The organism is Achromobacter semiaridum, assembly GCF_053543755.1.
Genome location: NZ_JBLVOL010000026.1, coordinates 13,877 through 38,542, shown reverse-complemented (window position 1 = coordinate 38,542; position 24,666 = coordinate 13,877). Strand labels below are relative to the sequence as shown.

Sequence of the window (24,666 nt, the reverse complement as noted above, 5' to 3'; positions counted from 1 at the left end):
GGCCCGTTGAGGGGTCGGCGCAGCGCATGCCGCCTTGCGGCGTTTTACCGGCATGGGCTATCTTTCTCCCATGACTCCATCCGACCAGCGCCCAGGCACCGAAGCGCAATCCCTGACGGGACAAGAGCCGCTATTCATCGTCCTCAATACAGGATCGGGGCGCGGCGACGCGCAGGTCCTGCAAGACACCATCCGCGGCATTCTCGATGAAGCGGGCAGGCGTTACACGCTGATGCCGGTGGACGACCCGACCCGCCTCACCGAAACGGCACAGTCCGCCGTCAAGCGCGCGCAAGACGAACAAGGCGTGGTCATCGCGGCGGGCGGCGACGGCACGCTGAACGCCGTGGCCGCCACCGTGCTGGGCAAGGGCGTGCCGTTCGGCATCCTGCCGCAGGGCACGTTCAATTACTTCGGGCGCGCCTACGGTATCTCGCAAGACACCGACGTTGCGCTGCGCGGCTTTCTGCAAGGCCATATCCAGCCGGTACGCGTCGGCCAGCTGAACGGCCGGCTGTTTCTTGTGAACGCCAGCCTGGGGCTGTATCCCACGCTGCTGGAAGACCGCGAGGCCTATAAGCAGCGCTTTGGCCGGAGCCGGCTGGTGGCGTTGTGGTCCGGCGTGGTGACCCTGCTGCGCGCGCCGCGCCAATTGCGGCTGCAACTGGAAGAAAAGGGCCAAGTAAGCGACCTGCGCACGCCGACGCTGGTGGTGGGCAACAACAAGTTGCAGCTGGAACATGTGGGTATCGAGTCCGAGGACCTGGACCGGGACCGGCTGGTGGCCATGACCGTCAAACCGGTGGGCACGCTGGCGCTGTACGGCCTGCTGCTGCGCGGCCTTTTCAGCCGCCTGGGCGAGGCCGAGCACGTCATCAGCTTCGGCTTTCACCGCATGACGGTGCGCATTCGGGGGCGCCATCGCGTCAAGGTCGCGATGGACGGCGAGATTTCGTGGATGAACACGCCGCTGGAATTCAAGGTGGCCGACGAAAAGCTGCCGCTGGTGGTGCCCGCGGATTCGCAATACCTGGATCGCTCATGACGCGGATATTGCAATTGTCCGACACGCATTTCGGCACCGAGCGCAAACCTGTGGTCGAGGCCGCGCTGGACTTGGCGCGATCGCTGAACCCGGATCTGGTCGTGTTAAGCGGCGATATCACGCAGCGCGCGCGGCGCGGGCAATTCGCGGCGGCGCGCAAGTTCATCGAACGCCTGTCGCTGCCCGTCCTGGCCGTGCCGGGCAACCACGACATCCCGCTGATCAACGTGTTCGCGCGCGTGCTGAACCCCTACGGCAACTACAAGCGGGCGCTGGGCGCGGTGCTGGAGCCGGTGTTCGAAAATGCCGGCCTGCTGGCTATCGGCGTGAACACCACGCGGCCGCGCCGCCATAAGGACGGCGAAATTTCCGACGCGCAGATTGCCCGCGTGGCGCAGCGCCTGCGGCAGGCGCGCCCCGGGCAGTTGCGGGTGGTCGTCGCGCATCATCCCGTGCGCGCCAAGGTGGAATCCGACCTGTCCAATCTGCTTAACGGGCGCGAACGCGCGCTGGCGGCCTGGGCGCAATCGGGTATCGACCTGGTGTTGGGCGGGCATATCCACTTGCCCTATGTGCTGCCGCTGTCGGCGGCGGGCAAGCCGGCAGGCTGGATCGTGCAGGCGGGTACGGCGTGCTCAAGCCGGGTGCGGGGCAGCGTGCCCAATTCCGTGAACGTGATCACGCGCGAAGGCGAGGGCGACCAGCAGATGTGCCATGTCGAACGCTGGGACTATGCCGAAGCCGCCCACGTGTTCGCACCGGTCGACAAGACGCTGGTCAGCACGGTCGAGCGGTGACCGCGCCATGACAGATCCGTACGCGCAATGGGCCGCGGCCCATGCCCTGGAATTGTTCATTGCATTGCCGTTGTTGACGGGCGCCTTTGCCCTGTACACCGTCCGTGTCGTGGCGGGCCGGCCGACTGACGCCCGCCGCGGCGCCATCGTGGCGGGCGTGGCGCTGGCGGTGGCGATATTTGGGTTGCTGGCGTGGGCGGTGCATAGCCAGGGCGATGTGGTGGCCTTCGACGGCGCGTTGGCCGACGCGTTGAGCATGTCGATGAACGCGTCGCTGCTGTGGCTGCTGTCCTGGTTCACGTATCTGGGCGACCGCAACTTCCTGACCGTGCTCAGCGTATTGATGACGCTTTATCTGCTGTGGACCGGGTGGTGGCGGCTGGCCGTATTTTGCGCGCTGGCCACGGGCTTGGGCGGGGCGCTGAATTGGGTGCTGAAGCACACGTTTGAACGCGTCCGGCCGGAACACGATCACGGCTTCGCGGTAGCGGCGGGCTGGAGCTTTCCCAGTGGGCATGCGTCGGCGGCAATGGCGGTATACGGCACCGCCTGCTATCTGGTGTGGCGATTGGCGCCGGCCCAATGGCGCTGGCCGTGCGTGGCGGCGGCGGGCGCGCTGATCATGGCCATCGGCCTTAGCCGCATCTTGCTGCAAGTGCATTTCGCCAGCGACGTGGTGGCCGGCTTTGCCGTCACGCTGGCCTGGCTGGCGCTGTGCGTGGCCGTGGCCGAGCGCTATTGCAGATCAGGCCGGGCACAACAAGACGCGTAGCAGCCGGCGCTGTACGTTGCCCGCGATGCCGCTTGCGTCGCCGACGGCCAACCCCGGGATGCTGGTATAGCGGCCGCCCGCAAGCGCTACCGCGCGATCCAGCTGGTGCGCGCGTTCCGGCGGCGGCGGCGCCAGGTCCACGATGAGCTTGCCCCGGATCGGCGCGGTCACCGCGCCATCACTGAAGCGTTCCAGCGTGCGGTCAATTTCCCGTTCGCGCGGCAGGGCCAGCACGATGGTGTCTGATTCCATCAAGGCTTCGCGCGCGGAGGTGGCCAGCGTGGCCGAGCCGCGAAAAGGCTCGCAGCGTTCCGGGTCCAGGTCGTACAGGGTCAGCGCAATGTCGGGTTCGGCTTCCAGCAAGCGTCGCGCGGCCATCGTGCCGGTGTCGCCCATGCCTACGATGCTGATACGCAGGTTCATGGCTTGGGCACGGACCACGTGCTCACGATGTGGGCCACGGGTTCGTCCGAGCCCTCGCCTGTCAGGATGACTTCGCCGGCGGACAATCTGCCCACCTTCAGCAGCCGCGCATCGGCATGGATGGCGCCGGCGGGGCTTTTGCGCAGGAAATTGATGGTCAGGCTTGCCGTGACCGCGTGCGTCTGGCCCGTGGCCCCGACCACCGCGGCGTACATGGCCAGATCGGCCAGTCCCATCAGCATCGGACCGGCCACGATGCCGCCCAGCCGCTGGTGCGCCTCGCGGGCCGGCAGCACCGCGCGGGCGGTGCCGCGCCCGATGCGCACGACGTCTATGCCCAACAGCAGCGAAAAGGGATGCTGGTCGGCCAGCAGGATGTGAAAGTCGGCCAGGCTGATCAGCGGCGCGTCGGCGTCGGTGGCGGGAAGGGCGGCGGTCATCGTTGCTCCAGGACAAGGCAATAGTGGTCCAGCAGGGCGTCGGCCTGCTGCCCGAGGGATTTCAAGCGATGCGTGTGCTGCAACAGCAACAGTCCCATCAGATAGGTGAACGCGTTCATCTGTTCGACCGCCACGGTGGCCGGGTCCCAGGACTTGGTACGCGCCAGCGCGGCGCCGATATGGTCCACGCATTGGCGCAGCCGGGCGTTGAGCTTTTCGTCCATGTCCCTGCCCAGGCCGCGCGGCCCCAGCCCCTGGAACAGGTACAGGCCCAGCGAAAAATCCGTGGGGCGCTGGGCGTAGTACTCGAAAAAGGTGTGAATGGTCTTGCGCGCCGCCCCGGAAGCGGGCCAGGCTGCCGCGTCAGCCAGATGGTCGTGCAGGCCCAGCAGCGACTCGTCCAGCAGTTCGCCATAAAGCGCTTCCTTGCCGGCAAACCAGGGGTAGATCGCGCCCGTGGTGCAGCCGGCTTCCTTCGCGATTGCCCGGATCGTGGTCTTTTCCAGGCCGTCGCGCGCGAAGACGCGCTGCGCGGCATCCAGAATCATCTGTCGACGCAGCGCGTTGAGGCGTTCATTGCGCTCGCTGCGCTCATTGCGTTCCGGTTGGTCGGATGGGGATACGGGCATGGGCAGAGGAAAAGGGGGCAGGGGGGCAGGGATGCAGGGAATAATATCGACGATTTTTATAAATAACAATGTTATGGAAATGTGGCGCGGTCACAGTCGGCGCGATGCCTGTTCACGGGGGCAAAACCGATTTCCGTGTACAAAGCCGATGTGTTGGTGCGCGAAAGGCGCCTGAAAGACAGCCGGGAAAACGCCCCGAATAATTAGGGGCAGGGCTGAAAGTCGCATGGATACGTGCTTACCCGTTTGGGGTCGGGTTAGCCCTAACACCACTGGAGCGGCACCATCGCGATGTTGCAAGATCCCAACAGGGGTGTCGCAAACCTGCACTTTTCTGATGCCGACCATAGCCAGTCCCCTCGATTTTTGATGCAATAGCGTCAACTTCCCTTCGCGGAGTTAGGGGGGCGGCAGGCTGGTTTGCTGGATTGCTGCTCTTGTCACTCAAATCAACGGAGATTTCTTAAATGAAAAAGACTCTGCTCGCTGCCGCCCTGCTCGCCGGTTTTGCCGGTGTCGCCCAGGCAGAAACGTCTGTCACCCTGTACGGCATCATCGACACGGGCCTCGGCTACAACAAGATCAGCGGCGCCCCGAACGATGCGGCGAACGGCAGCCGTTTCGGCATGATCAACGGCGTCCAGAACGGTTCGCGCTGGGGTCTGCGTGGTTCGGAAGACCTGGGTGACGGCCTGCGCGCTGTTTTCCAACTGGAATCGGGTTTCAACTCCGGTAACGGCAACTCCGCTCAAGGCGGCCGCCTGTTCGGTCGTCAAGCCACCGTCGGTCTGGCCAGCGACAGCTGGGGTCAACTGGACTTCGGTCGCCAAACCAACATCGCGTCGAAGTACTTCGGCTCGATCGACCCGTTCGGCGCTGGCTTCGGTCAAGCTAACATCGGCGTGGCTCTGAGCGCCGCCAACACGAACCGCTACGACAACATGGTCATGTATCAGACCCCGTCGTTCAGCGGCTTCCAGTTCGGCGTCGGCTACTCGTTCAACGTGAACGACACCAACGCTGCTCAAACCGGCTTCAAGACCGCCGACAACACCCGCGCCATCACGACCGGTCTGCGCTACGTCAACGGCCCCCTGAACGTCGCCCTGACGTACGACCAACTGAACGCCTCGAACAAGCTGTCGTCGGCTTCGGTTGACGCCACCCCGCGTCAGTACGCCATCGGCGGTTCGTACGACTTCGAAGTTGTGAAGCTGGCTCTGGCCTACGCTCGCACGACCGACGGCTGGTTCGCTGGTCAAGGCGTCGACACCAACATCGGCAGCGTGAACTTCGGTGCTAACGCTTTCGCTGACGGCTTCAAGGCCAACTCGTACATGGTCGGCCTGTCCGCCCCGATCGGCGGCGCAAGCAGCCTGTTCGGTTCGTGGCAAATGGTTGATCCCAGCAACACCAAGTTGACCGGCGGCGATGAGTCGACCCAAGTCTACTCGCTGGGCTACACCTACGACCTGTCCAAGCGCACCAACCTGTACGCCTACGGTTCGTACGCCAAGAACTACGCCTTCGTGGACGACCTGAAGTCGACCGCCGTCGGCGTGGGCGTCCGTCACCGCTTCTAATCCAATGCAGGGCGCAAGCCCTGTCTGGATATAAAGCGCAAGCGAACGAACGGGCTGCGGCTCGTTCGTATAAAGCCACCCTTCGGGGTGGCTTTTTTTTCGTGCTTTGTTCTGATTTTGTATGACGCTCGGGAGCTTGTCAGCTGAGTCCTGTATGCTTGCGCTTCTGGTCCGAAAACTGCGATTGTTCCATTTGAGGAATGCAGTCTTTCACCCGTTGTTCAAGCTACAGAGTTCAGCCGGAAGTAACCACGCGAATGCTACAATCCTAAGGTTTGCGCATTTGACGGACGCCTGAATGAACCTGCAACAGTATTTTCCCGTCCTGCTGTTTATCGTAGTGGCCACCCTTATCGGGTTCGCGCTTCTAACGGCCGGCTCCCTCCTTGGCCCGCGGCGTCCCTACGCTGAGAAGCTGTCGCCCTATGAGTGCGGCTTCGAAGCGTTCGAAGACGCCCGCATGAAGTTTGACGTGCGCTACTACCTGGTGGCGATTTTGTTCATTCTTTTCGACCTGGAAATCGCGTTCCTGTTCCCGTGGGCCATCGCCCAGGGCACAGTCGGACTCGTCGGTTTCTGGACGGTCATGGTTTTCCTAGCCGTGTTGACCGTCGGCTTCATCTACGAATGGAAAAAGGGCGCGCTGGACTGGGAATAAACCCCCACGGGTTTTTCTTCACCGCACGCTATCAGAGACGAATATGGCTATAGACGGCATTCTCAAGCAAGGGTTCATCACAACCAGCGCCGACAAGTTCCTTAATTGGGCGAAGACCGGCTCCATGTGGCCCATGACCTTCGGTCTGGCCTGTTGCGCGGTTGAGATGATGCACGCGGGCGCGGCCCGTTATGACCTGGACCAATTCGGCATCATCTTCCGTCCCAGTCCGCGTCAGTCCGATCTGATGATCGTTGCTGGCACGCTGTGCAACAAGATGGCGCCGGCGCTGCGCAAGGTCTACGACCAGATGCCCGAGCCGCGTTGGGTCGTGTCCATGGGCTCCTGTGCCAATGGCGGCGGCTACTACCACTACTCGTATTCGGTGGTTCGTGGCTGCGACCGCATCGTACCGGTAGACGTCTACGTGCCGGGCTGCCCGCCCACGGCCGAGGCGCTGGTCTACGGCTTGCTGCAAATGCAGAACAAGATCCGTCTGACCAACACGATTGCGCGCTGATCTCTCGCCCCGTCCGCGGCAGTCCTTGCCGCCGGCCCTGCGATACCAGCGTATCGGTTCACCTAAGCGTACAAGATGATGACCAGGCTCGAAACCCTGAAAAACAATTTGCAGACCACCCTCGGCGCCGATATTGCGCTGACCGAGGCGTTGGGCGAGCTCACGCTCGAAGTGCCCGCGCAGCAATGGTTCTCGGTCTGCAACAAGCTGCGCACCGAAGCCGGCCTGCGCTTTGAAACCTGTATCGACCTCTGTGGCGTCGACTACCTGACCTGGGGCAACGGCACGCGCCAGCTGCCCGAGGAACCCAGCGCCAAGGTGCACCGCGCGCGTTTCGCCGTGGTGATCCACCTGCTGTCGATCGAACACAATTGGCGCCTGCGTGTACGTACCTGGGCCGCCGATGACGAATTCCCGATCGTGGCGTCGCTGATGGAATGCTGGCCGGCCGTGGGCTGGTTCGAGCGCGAGGCGTTCGACCTGTACGGCATCGTCTTCGAAGGTCACCCCGACCTGCGCCGCATCCTGACCGATTACGGCTTCATCGGCCATCCGTTCCGCAAGGACTTCCCGCTGTCCGGCACCGTCGAAATGCGTTACGACCCCGAACAACGGCGCGTCATTTACCAGCCGGTCACGATCGATCCGCGCGAGATCACTCCGCGCGTGGTCCGCGAAGACTCCTACGGCTTGGGGCGTTAAATCATGGCAGAAATCAAGAACTACACGCTTAACTTCGGTCCTCAGCATCCGGCCGCGCACGGTGTGTTGCGCCTGGTGCTTGAACTGGACGGCGAAGTCATCCAGCGCGCCGACCCGCACATCGGCCTGCTGCATCGCGCCACTGAAAAGCTGGCCGAGCACAAGACCTACATCCAGGCGCTGCCCTACATGGACCGCCTGGACTACGTGTCCATGATGTGCAACGAGCACGCCTACGTCATGGCCATCGAAAAGCTGCTGGGCGTTGAAGCCCCGCTGCGCGCCCAGTACATCCGTGTGATGTTCGACGAAATCACGCGCCTGCTGAACCACCTGATGTCCCTGGGTTCGCACGCGTTGGACGTGGGCGCGATGGCCGTGTTCCTGTACGCCTTCCGTGAACGCGAAGACCTGATGGACTGCTACGAAGCGGTCTCGGGCGCCCGCATGCACGCGGCCTACTATCGTCCGGGCGGCGTCTACCGCGATTTGCCGGACACGATGCCGCAGTACGGCGACACCAGCAAATACCGTGGCGACAAAGAAATGCGCATCATGAATGACGCGCGTTCCGGCTCGCTGCTGGACTTCATCGAAGACTTCACCAACCGCTTCCCGGCCTGCGTCGACGAGTACGAAACGCTGCTGACCGACAACCGCATCTGGAAGCAGCGCCTGGTGGGCATCGGCGTGGTCGACCCCGATCGCGCCAAGGCGCTGGGCTTTACCGGCCCGATGCTGCGCGGCTCCGGCGTCGCCTGGGACTTGCGCAAGACGCAGCCCTACGAAGTCTATGACCTGCTCGATTTCGACATCCCCGTGGGTGTCAACGGCGACTGCTACGACCGCTATCTGGTCCGCATCGCTGAAATGCGTGAAAGTAACCGCATCATCCGCCAGTGCGTGGAATGGCTGCGCAACAATCCGGGCCCGGTCATGATCGAGAATCACAAGATCGCCCCGCCCAAGCGCACCGCCATGAAGACCAACATGGAAGAGCTGATTCACCACTTCAAGCTCTTCACCGAAGGTTTCCACGTGCCCCCGGGCGAGGCGTATGCCTCGGTGGAGCACCCCAAGGGCGAGTTCGGCATCTATCTGGTGTCGGACGGCGCCAACAAGCCTTACCGCCTGAAGATTCGGGCCCCCGGCTTTGTCCACCTGCAATCGTTGGATGAAATGTCGCGCGGTCACATGATCGCCGACGCCGTCACCATCATTGGTACGCAGGACATCGTTTTCGGCGAGATCGATCGCTGATCCGCCCAGACAGTCACGAGCACGCCCGCATAACCCGGATTCAAACTATGCTGCTTTCCGAACAGGCCTACCAGAAAATCGACCGAGAACTCGCGAAGTTCCCGGCCGACCAGCGGCAGTCCGCCATCATGGCCTCGCTTGCCATCGCGCAAGAAGAGAAGGGCTGGTTGGCTACCGAAACCATTGAAGATGTGGCCAATTACATTGGCGTCCCGCCCATCGCGGTGCAGGAAGTCGCCACGTTCTACAACATGTTCGACGTCAAGCCCGTCGGCAAGAACAAGATCGCCGTCTGCACGAACCTGCCCTGTGCCTTGCGCGATGGCGACCGTGCCGGCGAATACCTCAAGCGCAAGCTGGGTGTCGACTACCGTCAAACCACCGCCGACGGCCAGTTCACGCTGGTTGAAGGCGAATGCATGGGCGCCTGCGGCGATTCCCCCGTGCTGATCGTGAACAACAAGCATATGTGCGTGCGCATGACCGACGAGAAGCTGGACGCGCTGGTCGCGGCCCTCAAGGTCCAAGGAGAGTCGGCATGAACGCGCCCGACCTGTACAAGCAGTTCGCGCAAGGGCTTGATCCCAATCCGCTGAACGACCTGTCCAATTCGATGTGCCTGCATGGCCGGCACATCAAGCCGCAGATCATGGCCGACGTCGACGGCGCCAACTGGCGCCTGGAAGACTACGTCAAGCGCGGCGGCTACGAAGCCCTGAAGAAGATCCTGACCACCGGCATGAAGCCGGAAGACGTGATCGCCGAAGTCAAGGCATCGGGTTTGCGCGGCCGTGGCGGCGCGGGTTTCCCGACCGGCCTGAAGTGGAGCTTCATGCCGCGCGCGTTCCCCGGCCAAAAGTACCTCGTCTGCAACTCGGACGAAGGCGAGCCGGGCACGTTCAAGGACCGCGACATCCTGCGCTTCAATCCGCACATCGTGATTGAAGGCATGGCGATCGCGGCCTACGCCATGGGCATCAGCGTCGGCTACAACTACATCCACGGCGAAATCTTCGAAGTGTACGAACGCTTCGAGGAAGCGCTGGAAGAGGCGCGCGCCGCCGGCTTCCTGGGCGACAAGATCCTGGGTTCGGACTACAGCTTCCAGCTGCACGCGTTCCACGGCTACGGCGCCTACATCTGTGGCGAAGAAACCGCGCTGCTGGAATCGCTGGAAGGCAAGAAGGGCCAACCGCGCTTCAAGCCACCGTTTCCGGCCAGCTTCGGCCTGTACGGCAAGCCCACCACGATCAACAACACGGAAACGTTCGCGGCGGTGCCGTGGATCATCCGTAATAGCGGCCAGGCCTACCTGGAAGTCGGTAAGCCGAACAACGGCGGCACCAAGCTGTTCTCGATCACCGGCGACGTCGAACGCCCCGGCAACTACGAGATCCCGCTGGGCACCCCGTTCTCGACGCTGCTGGAACTGGCGGGCGGCATGCGCGGCGGCAAGAAACTGAAGGCGGTGATCCCTGGCGGATCCAGCGCCCCGGTGCTGCCGGCCGACATCATCATGGAATGCACGATGGACTATGACTCCATCGCCAAGGCCGGCTCGATGCTGGGCTCCGGCGCTGTGATCGTCATGGACGAAACGCGTTGCATGGTGAAGTCACTGCTGCGTCTGTCGTACTTCTATTTCGAGGAAAGCTGCGGCCAGTGCACGCCGTGCCGCGAAGGCACCGGCTGGCTCTACCGCATGGTGCATCGCATCGAAAACGGTCACGGCCGTCCGGAAGATCTGGACTTGCTGGACAACGTGGCAGGCAACATCATGGGCCGCACCATCTGCGCCCTGGGTGACGCCGCCGCCATGCCCGTCCGTGGCTTCCTCAAGCATTTTCGCGACGAATTCGCGCACCACATCGAGCATAAGTCTTGTGTGGTCCCGCAATATCTGTAGGTCTCAGGAACAGCAATGGTTGAACTAACCGTCGACGGCAATCAGGTCGAAGTGCCCGAAGGCAGCATGGTCATGCATGCCGCTCAGAAAGTCGGGCTTTACGTGCCGCATTTCTGCTACCACAAGAAACTGTCCATCGCGGCCAACTGCCGGATGTGCCTGGTTGAAGTGGAAAAAGCGCCCAAGGCGCTGCCCGCCTGCGCCACGCCCGTGACTAACGGCATGGTCGTCCACACCTGCTCTGAAAAGGCTCGCGCCGCTCAGAAGTCGGTGATGGAATTCTTGCTTATCAATCACCCCCTCGACTGCCCGATCTGCGATCAGGGCGGCGAATGCCAGTTGCAGGATCTGGCCGTGGGCTACGGTGGCTCGTCCTCGCGTTACCAAGAGGAAAAGCGCGTCGTGTTCCACAAGGACCTGGGTCCGCTGGTTTCCGCCGAGGAAATGACGCGCTGCATCCACTGCACCCGCTGCGTGCGCTTCGGCCAGGAAATCGCCGGCGTCATGGAATTGGGCATGCTGGGCCGTGGCGAACACTCCGAGATCACGACGTTCGTCGGCCGCTCGATCGAGTCCGAGCTCTCGGGCAACATGATCGACATCTGTCCGGTGGGCGCGCTGACCTCCAAGCCTTTCCGCTACAGCGCCCGCACCTGGGAACTGGCCCGCCGCCGTTCGGTCAGCCCGCACGACAGCCTGGGCGCCAACCTGGTGGTTCAGGTCAAGGGCGACCGCGTCATGCGCGTGGTTCCTTTCGAAGACGACGCCGTCAACGAATGCTGGATCAGCGACCGCGACCGCTTCTCGTACGAAGGCCTGAACAGCGACGACCGCCTGACCGCCCCGATGATCAAGGGCACCGACGGCAAGTGGCAGGAAGCCTCGTGGGCTGACGCGCTGCAAGCCGTGGCGCAAGGCCTGTCGCGCGTTCGTGACAGCTTTGGCGCCGGCCAGATCGGCGCGTTGGCGTCCGAATACGCCACCACGGAAGAATATGCGTTGCTGGGCCGCCTGGTCCGCGCGCTGGGTTCCGAGAACATCGACTTCCGCCTGCGCCAGACCGACCCGGCCTTTGACGCCGCGTTGACCGGTGCGCCGTGGCTGGGCATGCCCATCGCAGAACTCGACAACCTGGACCGCGTCCTGGTCGTCGGCTCGTTCCTGCGCAAGGATCACCCGCTGATGGCGCAACGCCTGCGCCAGGCCGCCAAGCGCGGCACGCAGATCCTGATGGTCGACAGCGCCGCTGACGATCCCCTGATGCCCGTCGCTGCCCGCATCACCGTGACGCCGTCCGAGCTGCCGCGCGCGCTGGCCGAAGTGGCCGTCGCCCTGGCGCAAGCCAAGGAACAGGCCGTGCCGGCCGAATTCGCCTCGGTCACCCCGGGCGAAAACGCCAAGCTCATCGCCGCCAGCCTGGCTTCCGGCGCCAACACCGCCGTGCTGCTGGGCAACATGGCCGTGGCCAGTGCGCAAGCGACGACGTTGGCCGCCAACGGCCGCGCCGTGGCAAACCTGGCCGGTGGCAAGTTCGGCTTCCTGACTTCCGGCGGCAACACCGTCGGCGGTTACCTGGCCGGCGCCGTGCCGGGCAAGGGCGGCAAGACCGCCGCTGCCATGCTGGCCGAGCCGCTCAAGGCCTACATCGTGTTGCACGCCGAACCGCTGCTGGACGCCGATAACGGCCAGCAAGCCATCGCCGCGCTGCGCGGCGCGCAGTTCGCCGTGGCCTTGACGCCGTACCGTTCGGCAGCCGCCGAGTGGGCCGACGTCATGTTGCCGGTGTCGCCGTTCACCGAAACGTCGGGCACCTTCGTCAACGCGCAAGGCCTGGCCCAAAGCTTCAAGGGCACGGTTGCACCGATGGGTCAGACGCGTCCGGGCTGGAAGGTTCTGCGCGTGCTGGGCAACGTGCTGCATCTGGCCGGCTTTGACGATGAAACGTCGGAATCGGTGCGCGATGCCGCGCTGGCCGGCGGCATCGAAGGCCGCTTGTCCAACGACGTCAAGGCGCCGTTGGGCCTGGGCCAACCGCTGACCGGCCTGGAACGCGTGGCCGATGTGCCGATCTATCGCACCGACGCCATGGTCCGCCGCTCCGAGCCGCTGCAAGCAGCCCCGGCATCCCGCAAGCCTGCCGCCGCCATGAACGGCCGCACGCTCGCCAGCCTGGGCCTGACGGCCGGGGTCAAGGTGCGCGTGGCCGGTGCTGAAGGCGCCGTCGAACTTGAAACCGTGCAGGACGATGCCGTGGCCGATCGCGCCGTGCGCATTTCCGCAGCCTTTGAAAACACCGCAGCCCTGGGTGGCGCATTCGGTCAACTCAGCGTGGAGCGTGCCTGATGGAATGGCTTAATGTTCTTGAGAGCCACGGGCAGGAATTGCTGGGCCCGACGGTTTGGATGGTCCTCTGGACCCTCATCAAGATTGTGATCATCGCCGTGCCGATCATTCTGTGCGTTGCGTACCTGACGTACTGGGAACGCAAGATGATCGGCGCCATGCATGTGCGCGTGGGTCCGAACCGTGTCGGGTTCAGGGGGCTGTTGCAGCCGTTTGCCGACGTGTTCAAGCTGCTGACCAAGGAAGTCATCGTCCCCAGCGAAGCCAACAAGGTGCTGTTCGTCGTGGCCCCCGTGGTCACGCTGATGCCCGCGCTGGCTGCCTGGGCCGTGATTCCTTTTGGTCCCGATGTCGTGCTGGCCAACGTCAACGCCGGCCTGCTGTACATCATGGCTATTACGTCGATCGGCGTATATGGCGTGATCGTTGCGGGCTGGGCGTCGAACTCCAAGTACGCCTTCCTGGGCGCGCTGCGCGCTTCGGCACAGATGCTGTCCTACGAACTGGCCATCGGCTTCGTGCTTGTCACGGTGCTGCTGGTGTCGGGCAGCCTGAACATGTCCGAGATCGTCAACGTCCAGAACCGCGGCTGGTTTGCCGACAAGGGCCTGACGTTCATGTCCTGGAACTGGCTGCCGCTGTTGCCGCTGTTCGTGATCTACGTCGTGGCTATCGTGGCTGAAACCAACCGTCACCCGTTCGACGTCGTCGAAGGCGAATCGGAAATCGTGGCCGGCCACATGGTCGAGTACTCGGGTATGGCCTTCGCCCTGTTCTTCCTGGGTGAATACGCCAACATGATCCTGCTGTCCTGCATGGCGTCGATCATGTTCCTGGGCGGCTGGGCTTCCCCGATCGACATCGCGCCGCTGACCTGGATTCCGGGTTGGATCTGGCTGGGTCTGAAGACGTTCGTTGTGGTCTCGTTGTTTGTGTGGTTCCGCGCTTCGTTCCCGCGCTACCGCTATGACCAGATCATGCGTTTGGGTTGGAAAATCTTCATCCCGCTGACCGGCGTTTGGCTGGTCGTGGTGGCGATCTGGATGCAGACGCCCTGGAACATTTGGCGCTAAGCCGCCAGGCAGAGGCAGGATATGGAAGCGATCAAAGATTTCTTCGGCAGCCTGATGCTGACCGAGTTGCTCAAGGGCATGCGCCTGACGGGCAAGTACTTTTTCAAGCGCAAGGTCACCTTGCGTTACCCGCAGGAAAAAACGCCGACGTCGGCGCGATTCCGCGGCCTGCACGCGTTGCGCCGCTACCCCAACGGGGAAGAGCGCTGCATTGCGTGCAAGCTGTGTGAAGCCGTGTGCCCGGCCTTGGCGATCACCATCGAATCGGACCAGCGCGAGGACGGCACCCGCCGCACCACGCGTTACGACATCGATCTGACCAAGTGCATTTTCTGCGGCTTCTGTGAGGAAAGCTGCCCCGTGGACTCGATCGTGGAAACCCATATCCACGAATACCACGGTGAAAAGCGCGGCGACCTGTATTTCACCAAAGACATGCTGCTCGCCGTGGGCGATCGCTACGAAGCCGACATCGCCCGCCGCCGGGCCGACGACGCTCCTTACCGTTGAAGCCCAGGGTCTGATCCATGACTTTTACCACTGTCCTTTTCTACATACTGGCCGCCGTGCTGGTGATCGCGGCGTTCCGCGTGATCACCGCGCGCAGCCCGGTCACCGCCGTACTTCACCTGATCCTGGCATTCTCCAACGCAGCCATGCTGTGGATGCTGCTGGGCGCCGAGTTCCTGGCGTTGCTGCTGGTCCTGGTTTACGTGGGCGCCGTGATGGTGCTCTTCCTGTTCGTCGTGATGATGCTGGACATTCGCATGGACACCATGCGCCAGGGCATGAAGACCTACCTGCCGCTGGGCCTGGTGATCGGTCTGGTGCTGGTGCTGGAAATGTCCTTCGTGCTGGGTTCCACCTGGTACGGTTCGGGTCCGCAAGCCCCGGTTGCCGGCGACTACAACAACGCTCGCGCGCTTGGCGAAGTCATGTACACGCAGTATGTCTACGCCATTGAAGTGGGCGCCGCGCTGCTGCTGGTGGGTATGGTCGCCGCGATTGCGCTGACCCTGCGCCGCCGCCGCGACGTGAAGTACAACGATCCGGTAGCCGCCGTGCGCGTCCGTTCGAAGGACCGCTTCCGCATGGTCAACATGCCCGCCCAAAGCGAGCGTGCCCAGGCCAAGCGTGACGGAACGTCCGCCGCCGCCGCTGCGCCCGAAGGAGAAAAACAATGACGCTGACGCTGGCTCACTATCTGATCCTTGGGGCGATCCTGTTCGCCATCGGGATCTTCGGCATCTTCCTGAACCGCCGCAACCTGATCATTCTCTTGATGTCCATCGAGCTCGTGCTCCTGGCCGTCAACATGAACTTCGTGGCGTTCTCTAGCTGGTTCGGCGATACCGCCGGCCAGGTGTTCGTGTTCTTCATCCTGACCGTGGCCGCCGCTGAAGCGGCGATCGGCCTGGCCATTTTGGTGCTGCTGTTCCGCAACCTGAACACGATCAACGTTGACGAACTCGATCGCCTGAAGGGCTGACGGGGTATTGGAAGAAAATGTCTAGCTCACCCAATCTCTACTTGCTCATCGCGCTGGCACCGCTGGCCGGAGCAATTCTCGCGGGCCTTTTCGGCACCGGCTTCCTGGGCCGTCCCATCGGCCGCCGCGCGTCGCACGTCATCACCATTCTTGGCGTACTCATCTCCGCCATCGGTTCGGTGGTGGTGTTGGGCGACGTGCTCAACGGCCTGCGCTTTGACGGCGCGGTCTACACCTGGAGCCTGATCGGCCAGACCAAGCTGGAAATCGGCTTCCTGATCGATCCGCTGTCGGCCATGATGATGGTCGTGGTCACGTCCGTGTCGCTGATGGTGCACATCTACACCATCGGCTACATGGCCGATGATCCCGGCTACCAGCGCTTCTTCTCGTATATCTCGCTGTTCACGTTCTCCATGCTGATGCTGGTGATGTCGAACAACATGGTGCAGCTGTTCTTCGGCTGGGAAGCGGTGGGCCTGGTGTCGTACCTGCTGATCGGTTTCTGGTACACCCGCCCGACGGCCATCTTCGCCAACATGAAGGCATTCCTGATCAACCGCGTCGGCGACTTCGGCTTCGTGCTGGGTATCGGCCTGTTGTTCGCGTACGCCGGCACGATGCACTACGGCGACGTCTTCGCCCAAGCCGACAAGCTGGCCACGATGACCCTGCCGGGTTCTGACTGGATGCTGCTGACGGTGGCGTGTATCTGCCTGTTCATCGGCGCCATGGGCAAATCGGCCCAGGTTCCGCTGCACGCCTGGCTGCCCGACTCGATGGAAGGCCCGACCCCGATCTCCGCGCTGATCCACGCCGCCACCATGGTGACGGCCGGTATCTTCATGGTGGCGCGCTTCTCGCCCCTGTTCGAGCTGTCGGACGTGGCGCTGTCGTTCATCATCGTGATCGGCGCGATCGGCGCGCTGTTCCTGGGCATCCTGGGCATCATCCAGACGGACATCAAGCGCGTCGTTGCGTATTCCACGCTGTCGCAGCTGGGCTACATGACCGTCGCGCTGGGCGCCTCGGCCTACTCGGTGGCCATTTTCCACCTGATGACCCACGCGTTCTTCAAGGCACTGCTGTTCCTGGGCGCCGGTTCGGTCATCATCGGCATGCACCACGACCAGGACATCCGCAACATGGGCGGCCTGCGCAAGTACATGCCCATCACCTGGATCACCTTCCTGCTGGGCACGCTGGCCCTGGTCGGCACGCCGTTCTTCTCGGGTTTCTACTCGAAGGAGAACATCATCGAAGCCGCCGGCCACGCCAACGTCTGGGGCGCAAGCTTCGCGTACTACGCCGTGCTGATCGGTGTGTTCGTGACGTCGCTGTACTCGTTCCGCGTGTACTTCCTGGTCTTCCACGGCAAAGAACGCTTTGACACCACCGACCACGGTCACGGCCACGGCCACGACGACCATGCCCATGACGACCACGGTCACGGTCACGATGACCACGGCCACGGCCATCATGGCGGCAAGCCGCATGAGTCGCCCTGGGTGGTGACGCTGCCGCTGATCCTGCTGGCGATTCCGTCGGTGCTGGTTGGCGCCTGGGCGGTTGATCCGATGCTGTTCGGCAAGTTCTTCAACGGCGTGATCACGGTGCTGCCGCAGCATCCGGCCATGCACGAACTGCAAGAAGAATGGCACGGCTGGGTCGCCTATGGCCTGCATGCGTTCCAGACGCTGCCGTTCTGGCTGGTCGTTGCCGGTTTCGTCATTGCCTGGTACTGCTACCTGATCAATCCCAAGGTTCCGGCCGCGATCAAGTCCAGCCTGTCCGGCGTCAACAAGGTGCTTGAAAACAAGTACTACGTGGATTGGGTCAACGAGCAGATCATCGCTCGCGGCCTGCGCGCCCTGGGCCGTGGCCTGTGGAATACCGGCGACCGCGGCATCATCGATGGCCTGCTGGTCAACGGTAGCGCCCGCGTCGTGGGTTGGGTGGCAGCGGTCAGCCGCCACCTGCAATCCGGCTTCATCTATCACTACGCGTTCGCGATGATCATCGGCATCATGGCGCTGGTGACTTTCTTTGTGCTGATTCCCCAATGATGGCAAGCGAGATGGCATCCAACACTTTCCCCTGGCTCACGCTTGCGATCTTTGTCCCGATCGTATTCGGCCTGCTGGTGCTGGCGGTGGGCCGTGACGACCGTCCCGGTCTGACGCGCGGCCTGTCGCTGGTCGGCGCCTTTGCCGGCTTCCTCGTCACGATTCCGCTCTACACCGGTTTTGACAACACCACGGCCGCCATGCAGTTCGTGGAAAAGGCCTCGTGGATCGAAGCTTTCAACGTCAATTACCACCTGGGCATCGACGGCATTTCGTTGTGGTTTGTCCTCCTGACCGCGTTCATCACCATCATCGTGGTGCTGGCCGGCTGGGAAGTCATCACCAGCCGCGTGTCGCAGTACATGGCCGCCTTCCTGATCCTGTCGGGTCTGATGGTGGGCGTGTTCGCCGCGCTGGACGGCATGCTGTTCTACGTGTTCTTCGAAGCCACGCTGATCCCGATGTACATCATCATCGGCGTCTGGGGCGGACCGAACCGCGTGTATGCGGCGTTCAAGTTCTTCCTGTACACGCTGATGGGTTCGCTGCTGACCCTGATCGCGTTCATCTACCTGTGGCACGCATCGGGCGGTTCGTTCGACATCCTGACCTGGCACCAGGTCAAGCTTGGCCAGACCCCGCAGATCCTGATCTTCGTGGCGCTGCTGGCGGCGTTCGCGGTGAAGGTGCCGATGTGGCCGGTGCACACGTGGTTGCCGGACGCTCACGTGGAAGCGCCCACGGGCGGCTCCATCGTGCTGGCCGCGATCATGCTGAAGCTGGGCGCCTATGGCTTCCTGCGCTTCTCGCTGCCGATCACGCCTGACGCCTCGCACAGCCTGGCGGGCTTGATGATCACGCTGTCGCTCATCGCGGTGATCTACATCGGCCTGGTCGCGATCATCCAGGAAGACATGAAGAAGCTGGTGGCTTATTCGTCCGTCGCCCACATGGGTTTCGTGACGCTGGGCTTCTTCATCTTCAACACGGCCGGCGTCGAAGGCGCCATCGTGCAGATGATTTCCCACGGCTTCGTGTCGGGCGCCATGTTCATGTGTATCGGCGTGCTCTATGACCGCATGCACTCGCGCCGCATCGCCGATTACGGCGGCGTGGTCAACGTGATGCCGCGCTTCGCGACGTTCTTCATCCTGTTCTCGATGGCCAACAGCGGCCTGCCGGCCACCAGCGGTTTCGTCGGCGAGTTCATGGTGATCATGGGCGCCGTCGAGCACAACTTCTGGATCGGCCTGTTGGCGGCTACCGCCCTGATCCTGGGTGCTTCGTATTCGCTGTGGATGGTCAAGCGTGTGGTCCTGGGCGACATCGCCAATGACCACGTCCGCGAGCTGACCGATATCAACCGCCGCGAATTTGTGATTCTTGGCGTGATGGCGATCGCCGTGTTGTACATGGGGATCTATCCCAAGCCCTTTACCGACGTCATGCACGTGTCGGTCGAGGCCCTGCTGCAACACGTTGCCGTCTCGAAACTGTAAGACAAGACAATGATGCAATCCCAAATCGATTTCGCCCTGGCGGCGCCGGAAATCCTTCTGCTGGTTTCCGGCCTGGCTATCCTGCTCGTCGACGCGGTCAGCAATCACCCCGAGCGCAAGCCGACGTTCCTGCTGACCATGCTGGTATTGGGCGTGCTGACCGTTGTGTCGGCCGTGCAATGGAAGAACGGCGTGACGGGCGCAACCTTCAACGGCCTGTACGTCACCGACGAACTGTCGCACCTGCTGAAGATCGCCTCCTACATCGCCGTGGGCGCCACGCTGGTGTACGGTCGTGTCTACGCCCAAGTGCGTGACATGCTCAAGGGCGGCGAGCTCTACGTCCTGACGTTGTTCGCGCTGCTGGGCCAGATGGTCATGATTTCCTCCGGGAACCTGATTTCCATTTACCTGGGCCTGGAACTGATGTCGCTGGCGCTGTACGCGCTGATCGCACTGCGCCGCGACGACGTCGTGGCCACCGAAGCCGCCATGAAGTACTTCGTGCTGGGCGCGCTGGCATCGGGCTTCCTGCTGTACGGCATGTCGATGGTCTACGGCGCCACGGGTCACCTGGACCTGGCCGAAGTGTCCAAGGTCATCGCCGCCGGCAAGGCCGAGAAGATGGCGCTGGTGTTCGGCATCGTGTTCCTGGTGTCGGGCCTGGCCTTCAAGCTGGGCGCCGTGCCGTTCCACATGTGGGTGCCGGACGTCTACCAAGGTTCGCCGACCGCCGTCACGCTGATCCTGGGCGGCGCACCCAAGCTGGCCGCCTTTGCCATCACGCTGCGCCTGCTGGTGGACGGCCTGCATGGGCTGGCCGCCGACTGGCAGCCGATGCTGATGATCCTGGCGGTGCTGTCGCTGGCCATCGGTAACCTGACCGCCATCGTGCAAACCAACTTCAAGCGCATGCTGGCTTACTCGACCATTTCGCACATGGGCTTCGTGCTCCTGGGCCTGATGTCGGGTTCGGTGGCGGGCAAGCCGGAACTGTCGTCCGCCGCCTATGGCGCGTCGCTGTTCTACATGCTGACCTACGTCCTGACCACGCTGGCCAGCTTCGGCATCGTGCTGCTGCTGTCGCGCCAAGGTTTCGAGTGCGAGCACATCGACGACCTGAAAGGCCTGAACCGCCGCAGCCCGTGGCATGCTTTCATCGTGCTGCTGCTGATGTTCTCGCTGGCCGGCATTCCGCCGCTGGTGGGCTTCTACGCCAAGCTGGCCGTGTTGCAAGCGCTGATCAGCGCCGGCCACGTGACGCTGGCCGTGGTGGCGGTGCTGTTCTCGCTGATCGGCGCGTTCTACTACCTGCGTGTCGTCAAGGTCGTGTACTTCGACGAGCCGGTGGCTGATGTTGCCCCGATCGTCGCCACGGTTGGCCAGCGCGGTCTGCTGTCCATCAACGGCGCCATGATGCTGCTGTTGGGCCTGTTGCCCGGTGGTCTGATGGCGCTGTGCGTGCAGGCGATTCGTTCGTCGCTCAGCCTGTAAACGGACCCCGGCCGTGAACCAGACGCTGGCGGTATGGCTGTTGATCGCGCTGGCGCTGGTCAGCGCCAACCTGCCGTTCCTGACGGAACGCGTGTTCGCCGTCTTGCCCTTCAAGCAGGGCGGGGCGGTGACGGTCAAGCCGTTCTGGATGCGCCTGGTGGAAGTGCTGGTGTTCTACGTGCTGGTTGGCGCCTTGGGTTTCGCTTTCGAGTCCACGCTGGGCAATCGTTTTGCCCAGACGTGGGAGTTCTACGCGATTACCCTTAGCCTGTACCTGGTACTGGCCTACCCGGGCTTCGTGTACCGCTATCTATTCAAGCGCCACCCTCGCCTGCGGGTGTAAAAGCCCCGCCAGTGCCCTGAAAACGCCCTGCGGGGCGTTTTTCTTTTGGGCGCTTGAAACGCACCACACTTTGGGTGGCGACGCATGGCGGGGCCATGGCGGGCGGCGCCGACCGTGTCCCCCCATGTGACGCACTGTTGTTTTTTCATCTTTTCGTGCGCTACCCGGCTTTCATTCAGGTGTCATTCAGCGTCCAGGATCAAAATCGCAACCGGTAAAAAAATAAGAATCGTTGCTATTCACATTCTGGAGAAGCTGGTTTGAAGCCCCAAGATTCGTATTCGCTGAATACGCTCGCTACCTCGCTTGCCGCGGCCATTGCGGCGCCCGCCCTGTTTATCAGCCCCTACGCCGCCGCCCAGTCCGCGGATTCCGGCGTGACGCAGCTTTCGCCGGTTCGGGTGGAGGGCGAAGGGTCTTCGTACCAGACCAGCACCGTGCCGTCGCCCAAGATGACCGCGCCGCTGCTCGACACGCCGCGCACGGTGCAGGTGGTGCCCAAGCAGGTCATCCAGGACCAGGCCGCATCGACGCTGCAAGATGTGCTGCGCAATTCACCCGGCATTACGTTTGGCGCCGGCGAAGGCGGCCGTCCGGGCGGCGACTTGCCGATCATCCGGGGGCAGAACTCGGCGGGTAGCCTGTTCCTGGACGGCATTCGCGACAGCAGCACGCAGGTGCGCGACACCTTCAACCTGGAACAGGTGGAAGTCATCAAGGGCCCGGACTCGGTGTATTCGGGCCGGGGCGGCGCGGGCGGCAGCATCAACATGGTCAGCAAGGCGCCCAAGGCAACGGACTTCACCGAAGCCACCGCGCAGATCGGCACCGACAACAACTATCGCGGCACCATCGACAGCAACTGGCGCCTGGCCGACAAGGCCGCGTTTCGCTTGAACGTGATGGGCAACAAGGGCGATGTGGCCGGCCGCGACAATGCCGTGGATTTCGAACGTTGGGGCGTGGCGCCCTCGTTGATGCTGGGCGTGGGTACGCCGACGCGCATCACGCTGAGCTACTACCACTATCAAGACGACAGCATGCCGGACTACTCCATCCCGTATGACCCCAAGACGGGGCAGCCGGTGACGGAGACCATGGGAGTCAGCCGCAAGTCGTTTTACGGCCTGACCGGGCGCGACTTCATGAAGACACGCGACGACGTGGCCACCGTGGACTTCCAGCATGACTTTTCCGACAAGCTGCAACTGCGCAACGTGACCCGCTATGGCCGCGGCACGACGGACTTCGCCGCCACCAACCCGGACGACAGCAAACTTAACGTGCCCAATGGCCTGGTGTATCGCGCCTTGAAGTCGGGTTACTACGTCACCAAGAGCTTCGCCAACCAGACCGACCTGACCGGCGAATTCGAGACCGGCAGCCTCAAGCATTCGTTCGACCTGGGCTTCGAATACAGCAACATCAAGCAGAACAAAGACGGCTACACCGAGTCGGGCGTGCCCGCCGGCGGCAGCAACTGCGTTACCGCGACCACCAACGGCCGCAACACCTACGCCAACCCCGCTTTGTGCGCGTCGTTGTGGGACCCGGACCCGGGCACCAACTATCCGGGCAAGCTGAACCGCAACAACAACCCCGCCCGTTACAACACCGACACGCTGGCCCTGTACGGCTTCGACACCATCAAGTTCAACGAGCAGTGGCAAGCCAGCCTGGGCGCGCGCTGGGACAACTACCGCACCAGCGGCAGCAACATCGCCGCCGGCCGCAACGACCCGGCCGGCACCCCGGCGTTCTACAGCACCAGCCGCGACGACAGCCTGTTCAACTATCAGGTCGGCCTGGCGTACAAACCGGTGCCCAACGGCACCATCTACGCCACCTACGGCACCTCGTCCACGCCCTCGGCCATCGCGGCCGGCGCGATCAGCGATGCCACGTCGATCAGCAATTCGTCGCTTGAACCCGAAAAGAGCCGCACGGTGGAAGTGGGCACCAAGTGGCAGGTTTTCGACGATCGCCTGACCTTGTCGGCAGCCGCTTTCCACGACACCCGCAAGAACACCAGCGTGGCCGTGTCGGCCACCGAAGTCGCGCAAGTGGGCGAGGCCAAGGTGCGCGGCATCGAACTGGGCTTCTCGGGCAACATCACGCCCAAGTGGAACGTGTTCGGCGGCTATACCTTCATGGACAGCGAAATGACCAAGGGGGCCTACAACAGCGGCGCCGTCGGCCAGGACCTGCCCAACACCCCGCGCAATGCCTTCAGCCTGTGGACCACCTACAAGGTGCTGCCCAAGCTGACGGTGGGCGGCGGCGCCTATTACGTGGACAAGGTCTACGGCAATTCGGATGCCACCCGCAACGCGGACGGCACGCCCAAGGCGCGCTGGGTGCCGTCGTACTGGCGCTTTGACGCCATGGCGGCCTACGAATTCAACGAACACTACTCGGCGCAACTGAACGTGCTGAACCTGTTCGACGAAACGTACTACACCAAGGCCTACGCGGCGCATTATGCGGCGCTGGGTACGGGGCGCGCGGCGTTGCTGACGCTGAAGGTCAGGTACTGACCTGAACTGAAGGTTCGATAAAGACAGCCACCGGCAGGTGGCTTCCTTCAGGGGGGCAAGCACCGTAGGGAACTCGTCTTGAGCGTCGGGGCGCGCGACAGCACCTCAGGTCGGCGATCCCCTATGGTGGCCGCTACAGCGGACAAGCTGCCTTGCCTCTAACAGGCCCTGCTCGTAAGTCATGTGCACGCTATTTGGATTTGTGCAGTCGAAGTTGGAAGCGGGAACTTGACTACGCGGCTGGATGTAGGTGATGTCGTTGTGCATAAAGGCCTGAGGCAGGTGGGCTTTATGGCGCGTCAACAGCACCAGCGTGTCTTGGAGCCTCTCGGTGTTATGCAGTAGAGGAACATCACTGTAGAAGCCGCCATCCAGCGCGGGGCGCCCGCCAACATGATAGGCCGGCGTTATCGGAGTTGCGGCAGCGGACGCGAGGAGCCACAAGCGAGCTTCATTCACATCCGAAGCTGTTGCTACATCAAAATACTGGTGGCGAAAACCCATGCGGTGTGGCAATTTTCCGTACAGGCCCTTACGCCACAGCTTCTCACTTGCATATAACAAGAGTGCTAAAGCGGCAGACGCGCTAAAGGGGATATAGGGAATAGGGCGCGTAATGCCTATCTGGACCTGAAGTCCTGTTGCCTTAATCAGTCCGAGGCTACCCGCATCCAAAAAGCTATCTATCCAACGTTGATATATCTCCGGCAACACGAAAGGGCGCTGTAGCAACACAGCTCGCCGCCACTCGAGGTTGCGTAACGTAGAGCGAAATTGCTCAATTGCATAATGCAATGCGTGCTCTATTCGATCGCACGCGTAGGCCGTGGCAATCCCCGCGCCAGCACTTATGCCGACTAATCGGACTGGCTTCCAAGCCATGCCTTCGCATAAGGTTTTGATCAGTCCCGCCTGCCACCAGCAGCGATTGCCGCCTCCAGGGAAGAGCGCGGTTTTAATGTCGAACTGTCGAAGTTCGATAGGAGTGAGTGATCTAATGGAAGCTGCGCTCAAGGGAATAAGGATAAAAATATGTCTGTAGCCGCGATCGGGACAGCGGCCGCTGAACTAACTGGATGTACGCCGG

Annotated in this window: 24 protein-coding genes; 20 read left to right on the top strand and 4 right to left on the bottom strand. The window is 62.7% G+C overall.

Annotation, left to right across the window (positions count from 1 at the left end):
- Positions 1-70: 70 nt before the first annotated feature.
- Genes ACNPP0_RS08595 through ACNPP0_RS08585 form a run of 3 tightly spaced genes read left to right on the top strand, consistent with a single transcriptional unit; the run spans position 71 to position 2,614 of the window.
- The gene (locus ACNPP0_RS08595; protein ID WP_448705622.1) at positions 71-1,045 is read left to right on the top strand and encodes a diacylglycerol/lipid kinase family protein; all 975 of its coding nucleotides are present in this window, start codon (positions 71-73) and stop codon (positions 1,043-1,045) included.
- Positions 1,042-1,842, top strand: coding sequence for a metallophosphoesterase family protein (locus ACNPP0_RS08590; protein ID WP_332610742.1), 801 nt, complete (start codon positions 1,042-1,044; stop codon positions 1,840-1,842). The genes ACNPP0_RS08595 and ACNPP0_RS08590 overlap by 4 nt, the downstream gene beginning before the upstream one ends.
- 7 nt (positions 1,843-1,849) lie before the next feature.
- A complete protein-coding gene (locus tag ACNPP0_RS08585) occupies positions 1,850-2,614 on the top strand; it encodes a phosphatase PAP2 family protein (RefSeq protein WP_448705621.1) in 765 nt (254 codons plus the stop codon).
- On the opposite strand, the gene ACNPP0_RS08580 is transcribed toward ACNPP0_RS08585, so the two are convergent.
- From ACNPP0_RS08580 to ACNPP0_RS08570, 3 genes are read right to left on the bottom strand one after another with little or no spacing between them, the layout of a single operon-like run.
- Positions 2,588-3,037 (bottom strand): NAD(P)-binding domain-containing protein, encoded by a 450-nt coding sequence (locus ACNPP0_RS08580; protein WP_332610740.1) that lies wholly within the window; start codon positions 3,035-3,037, stop codon positions 2,588-2,590. The two genes, ACNPP0_RS08585 and ACNPP0_RS08580, sit on opposite strands and share 27 nt — an antisense overlap.
- Positions 3,034-3,477, bottom strand: a complete 444-nt coding sequence (locus tag ACNPP0_RS08575) for a PaaI family thioesterase (protein WP_332610739.1) — start codon at positions 3,475-3,477, stop codon at positions 3,034-3,036. Before ACNPP0_RS08575 ends, ACNPP0_RS08580 begins: the two co-directional genes overlap by 4 nt.
- Positions 3,474-4,106, bottom strand: coding sequence for a TetR/AcrR family transcriptional regulator (locus ACNPP0_RS08570; RefSeq protein WP_442880321.1), 633 nt, complete (start codon positions 4,104-4,106; stop codon positions 3,474-3,476). Before ACNPP0_RS08570 ends, ACNPP0_RS08575 begins: the two co-directional genes overlap by 4 nt.
- Positions 4,107-4,573: 467 nt before the next feature.
- On the opposite strand from ACNPP0_RS08570, the gene ACNPP0_RS08565 reads away from it, so the two are divergent.
- The 17 genes from ACNPP0_RS08565 to ACNPP0_RS08485 all read left to right on the top strand — a co-directional run bounded on the left by ACNPP0_RS08565 (position 4,574) and on the right by ACNPP0_RS08485 (position 23,579).
- Positions 4,574-5,689, top strand: coding sequence for a porin (locus tag ACNPP0_RS08565; RefSeq protein WP_332610738.1), 1,116 nt, complete (start codon positions 4,574-4,576; stop codon positions 5,687-5,689).
- A gap of 298 nt (positions 5,690-5,987) precedes the next feature.
- Positions 5,988-6,347: an NADH-quinone oxidoreductase subunit A gene (locus tag ACNPP0_RS08560; protein WP_006217959.1), complete on the top strand. Its 360-nt coding sequence runs from the start codon at positions 5,988-5,990 to the stop codon at positions 6,345-6,347.
- A gap of 43 nt (positions 6,348-6,390) precedes the next feature.
- Complete coding sequence (nuoB, locus tag ACNPP0_RS08555) at positions 6,391-6,867, top strand: NuoB/complex I 20 kDa subunit family protein (RefSeq protein WP_006217960.1); 477 nt, start codon at positions 6,391-6,393, stop codon at positions 6,865-6,867.
- 75 nt (positions 6,868-6,942) lie between these two features.
- Positions 6,943-7,569: an NADH-quinone oxidoreductase subunit C gene (locus ACNPP0_RS08550; RefSeq protein ID WP_046802538.1), complete on the top strand. Its 627-nt coding sequence runs from the start codon at positions 6,943-6,945 to the stop codon at positions 7,567-7,569.
- A 3-nt stretch (positions 7,570-7,572) separates the two neighbouring features.
- Positions 7,573-8,829, top strand: coding sequence for an NADH-quinone oxidoreductase subunit D (locus ACNPP0_RS08545; RefSeq protein ID WP_006217962.1), 1,257 nt, complete (start codon positions 7,573-7,575; stop codon positions 8,827-8,829).
- Between the two features lie 47 nt (positions 8,830-8,876).
- The gene (nuoE, locus tag ACNPP0_RS08540; protein ID WP_006217963.1) at positions 8,877-9,371 is read left to right on the top strand and encodes an NADH-quinone oxidoreductase subunit NuoE; all 495 of its coding nucleotides are present in this window, start codon (positions 8,877-8,879) and stop codon (positions 9,369-9,371) included.
- Positions 9,368-10,735: an NADH-quinone oxidoreductase subunit NuoF gene (nuoF, locus tag ACNPP0_RS08535; RefSeq protein ID WP_046802540.1), complete on the top strand. Its 1,368-nt coding sequence runs from the start codon at positions 9,368-9,370 to the stop codon at positions 10,733-10,735. Before nuoE ends, nuoF begins: the two co-directional genes overlap by 4 nt.
- 15 nt (positions 10,736-10,750) lie before the next feature.
- Positions 10,751-13,078, top strand: coding sequence for an NADH-quinone oxidoreductase subunit NuoG (gene nuoG / locus ACNPP0_RS08530; RefSeq protein ID WP_448705620.1), 2,328 nt, complete (start codon positions 10,751-10,753; stop codon positions 13,076-13,078).
- Positions 13,078-14,151, top strand: coding sequence for an NADH-quinone oxidoreductase subunit NuoH (gene nuoH, locus ACNPP0_RS08525; protein ID WP_332610734.1), 1,074 nt, complete (start codon positions 13,078-13,080; stop codon positions 14,149-14,151). The genes nuoG and nuoH overlap by 1 nt, the downstream gene beginning before the upstream one ends.
- 21 nt (positions 14,152-14,172) lie before the next feature.
- Positions 14,173-14,661 carry an NADH-quinone oxidoreductase subunit NuoI gene (nuoI, locus tag ACNPP0_RS08520; RefSeq protein WP_006217967.1) on the top strand — a complete coding sequence of 163 codons (489 nt, stop codon included), beginning with the start codon at positions 14,173-14,175 and terminating at the stop codon, positions 14,659-14,661.
- A 17-nt stretch (positions 14,662-14,678) separates the two neighbouring features.
- Complete coding sequence (locus ACNPP0_RS08515) at positions 14,679-15,335, top strand: NADH-quinone oxidoreductase subunit J (RefSeq protein ID WP_120154225.1); 657 nt, start codon at positions 14,679-14,681, stop codon at positions 15,333-15,335.
- Positions 15,332-15,640 (top strand): NADH-quinone oxidoreductase subunit NuoK, encoded by a 309-nt coding sequence (gene nuoK / locus ACNPP0_RS08510; RefSeq protein WP_006217969.1) that lies wholly within the window; start codon positions 15,332-15,334, stop codon positions 15,638-15,640. The genes ACNPP0_RS08515 and nuoK overlap by 4 nt, the downstream gene beginning before the upstream one ends.
- A 17-nt stretch (positions 15,641-15,657) precedes the next feature.
- Positions 15,658-17,706, top strand: a complete 2,049-nt coding sequence (gene nuoL / locus ACNPP0_RS08505; RefSeq protein WP_448705619.1) for an NADH-quinone oxidoreductase subunit L — start codon at positions 15,658-15,660, stop codon at positions 17,704-17,706.
- Positions 17,703-19,205, top strand: coding sequence for an NADH-quinone oxidoreductase subunit M (locus ACNPP0_RS08500; protein ID WP_046802545.1), 1,503 nt, complete (start codon positions 17,703-17,705; stop codon positions 19,203-19,205). Before nuoL ends, ACNPP0_RS08500 begins: the two co-directional genes overlap by 4 nt.
- Positions 19,206-19,214: 9 nt before the next feature.
- Positions 19,215-20,699: an NADH-quinone oxidoreductase subunit NuoN gene (gene nuoN, locus ACNPP0_RS08495; RefSeq protein WP_448705618.1), complete on the top strand. Its 1,485-nt coding sequence runs from the start codon at positions 19,215-19,217 to the stop codon at positions 20,697-20,699.
- A gap of 13 nt (positions 20,700-20,712) precedes the next feature.
- Complete coding sequence (locus ACNPP0_RS08490) at positions 20,713-21,042, top strand: DUF2818 family protein (protein WP_448705617.1); 330 nt, start codon at positions 20,713-20,715, stop codon at positions 21,040-21,042.
- 260 nt (positions 21,043-21,302) lie between these two features.
- Positions 21,303-23,579, top strand: coding sequence for a TonB-dependent receptor (locus ACNPP0_RS08485; protein WP_448705616.1), 2,277 nt, complete (start codon positions 21,303-21,305; stop codon positions 23,577-23,579).
- 105 nt (positions 23,580-23,684) lie between these two features.
- Here the strand turns inward: ACNPP0_RS08485 and ACNPP0_RS08480 are convergent, their stop codons facing one another.
- The gene (locus ACNPP0_RS08480; protein ID WP_448705615.1) at positions 23,685-24,593 is read right to left on the bottom strand and encodes a patatin-like phospholipase family protein; all 909 of its coding nucleotides are present in this window, start codon (positions 24,591-24,593) and stop codon (positions 23,685-23,687) included.
- Between the last annotated feature and the right edge of the window lie 73 nt (positions 24,594-24,666).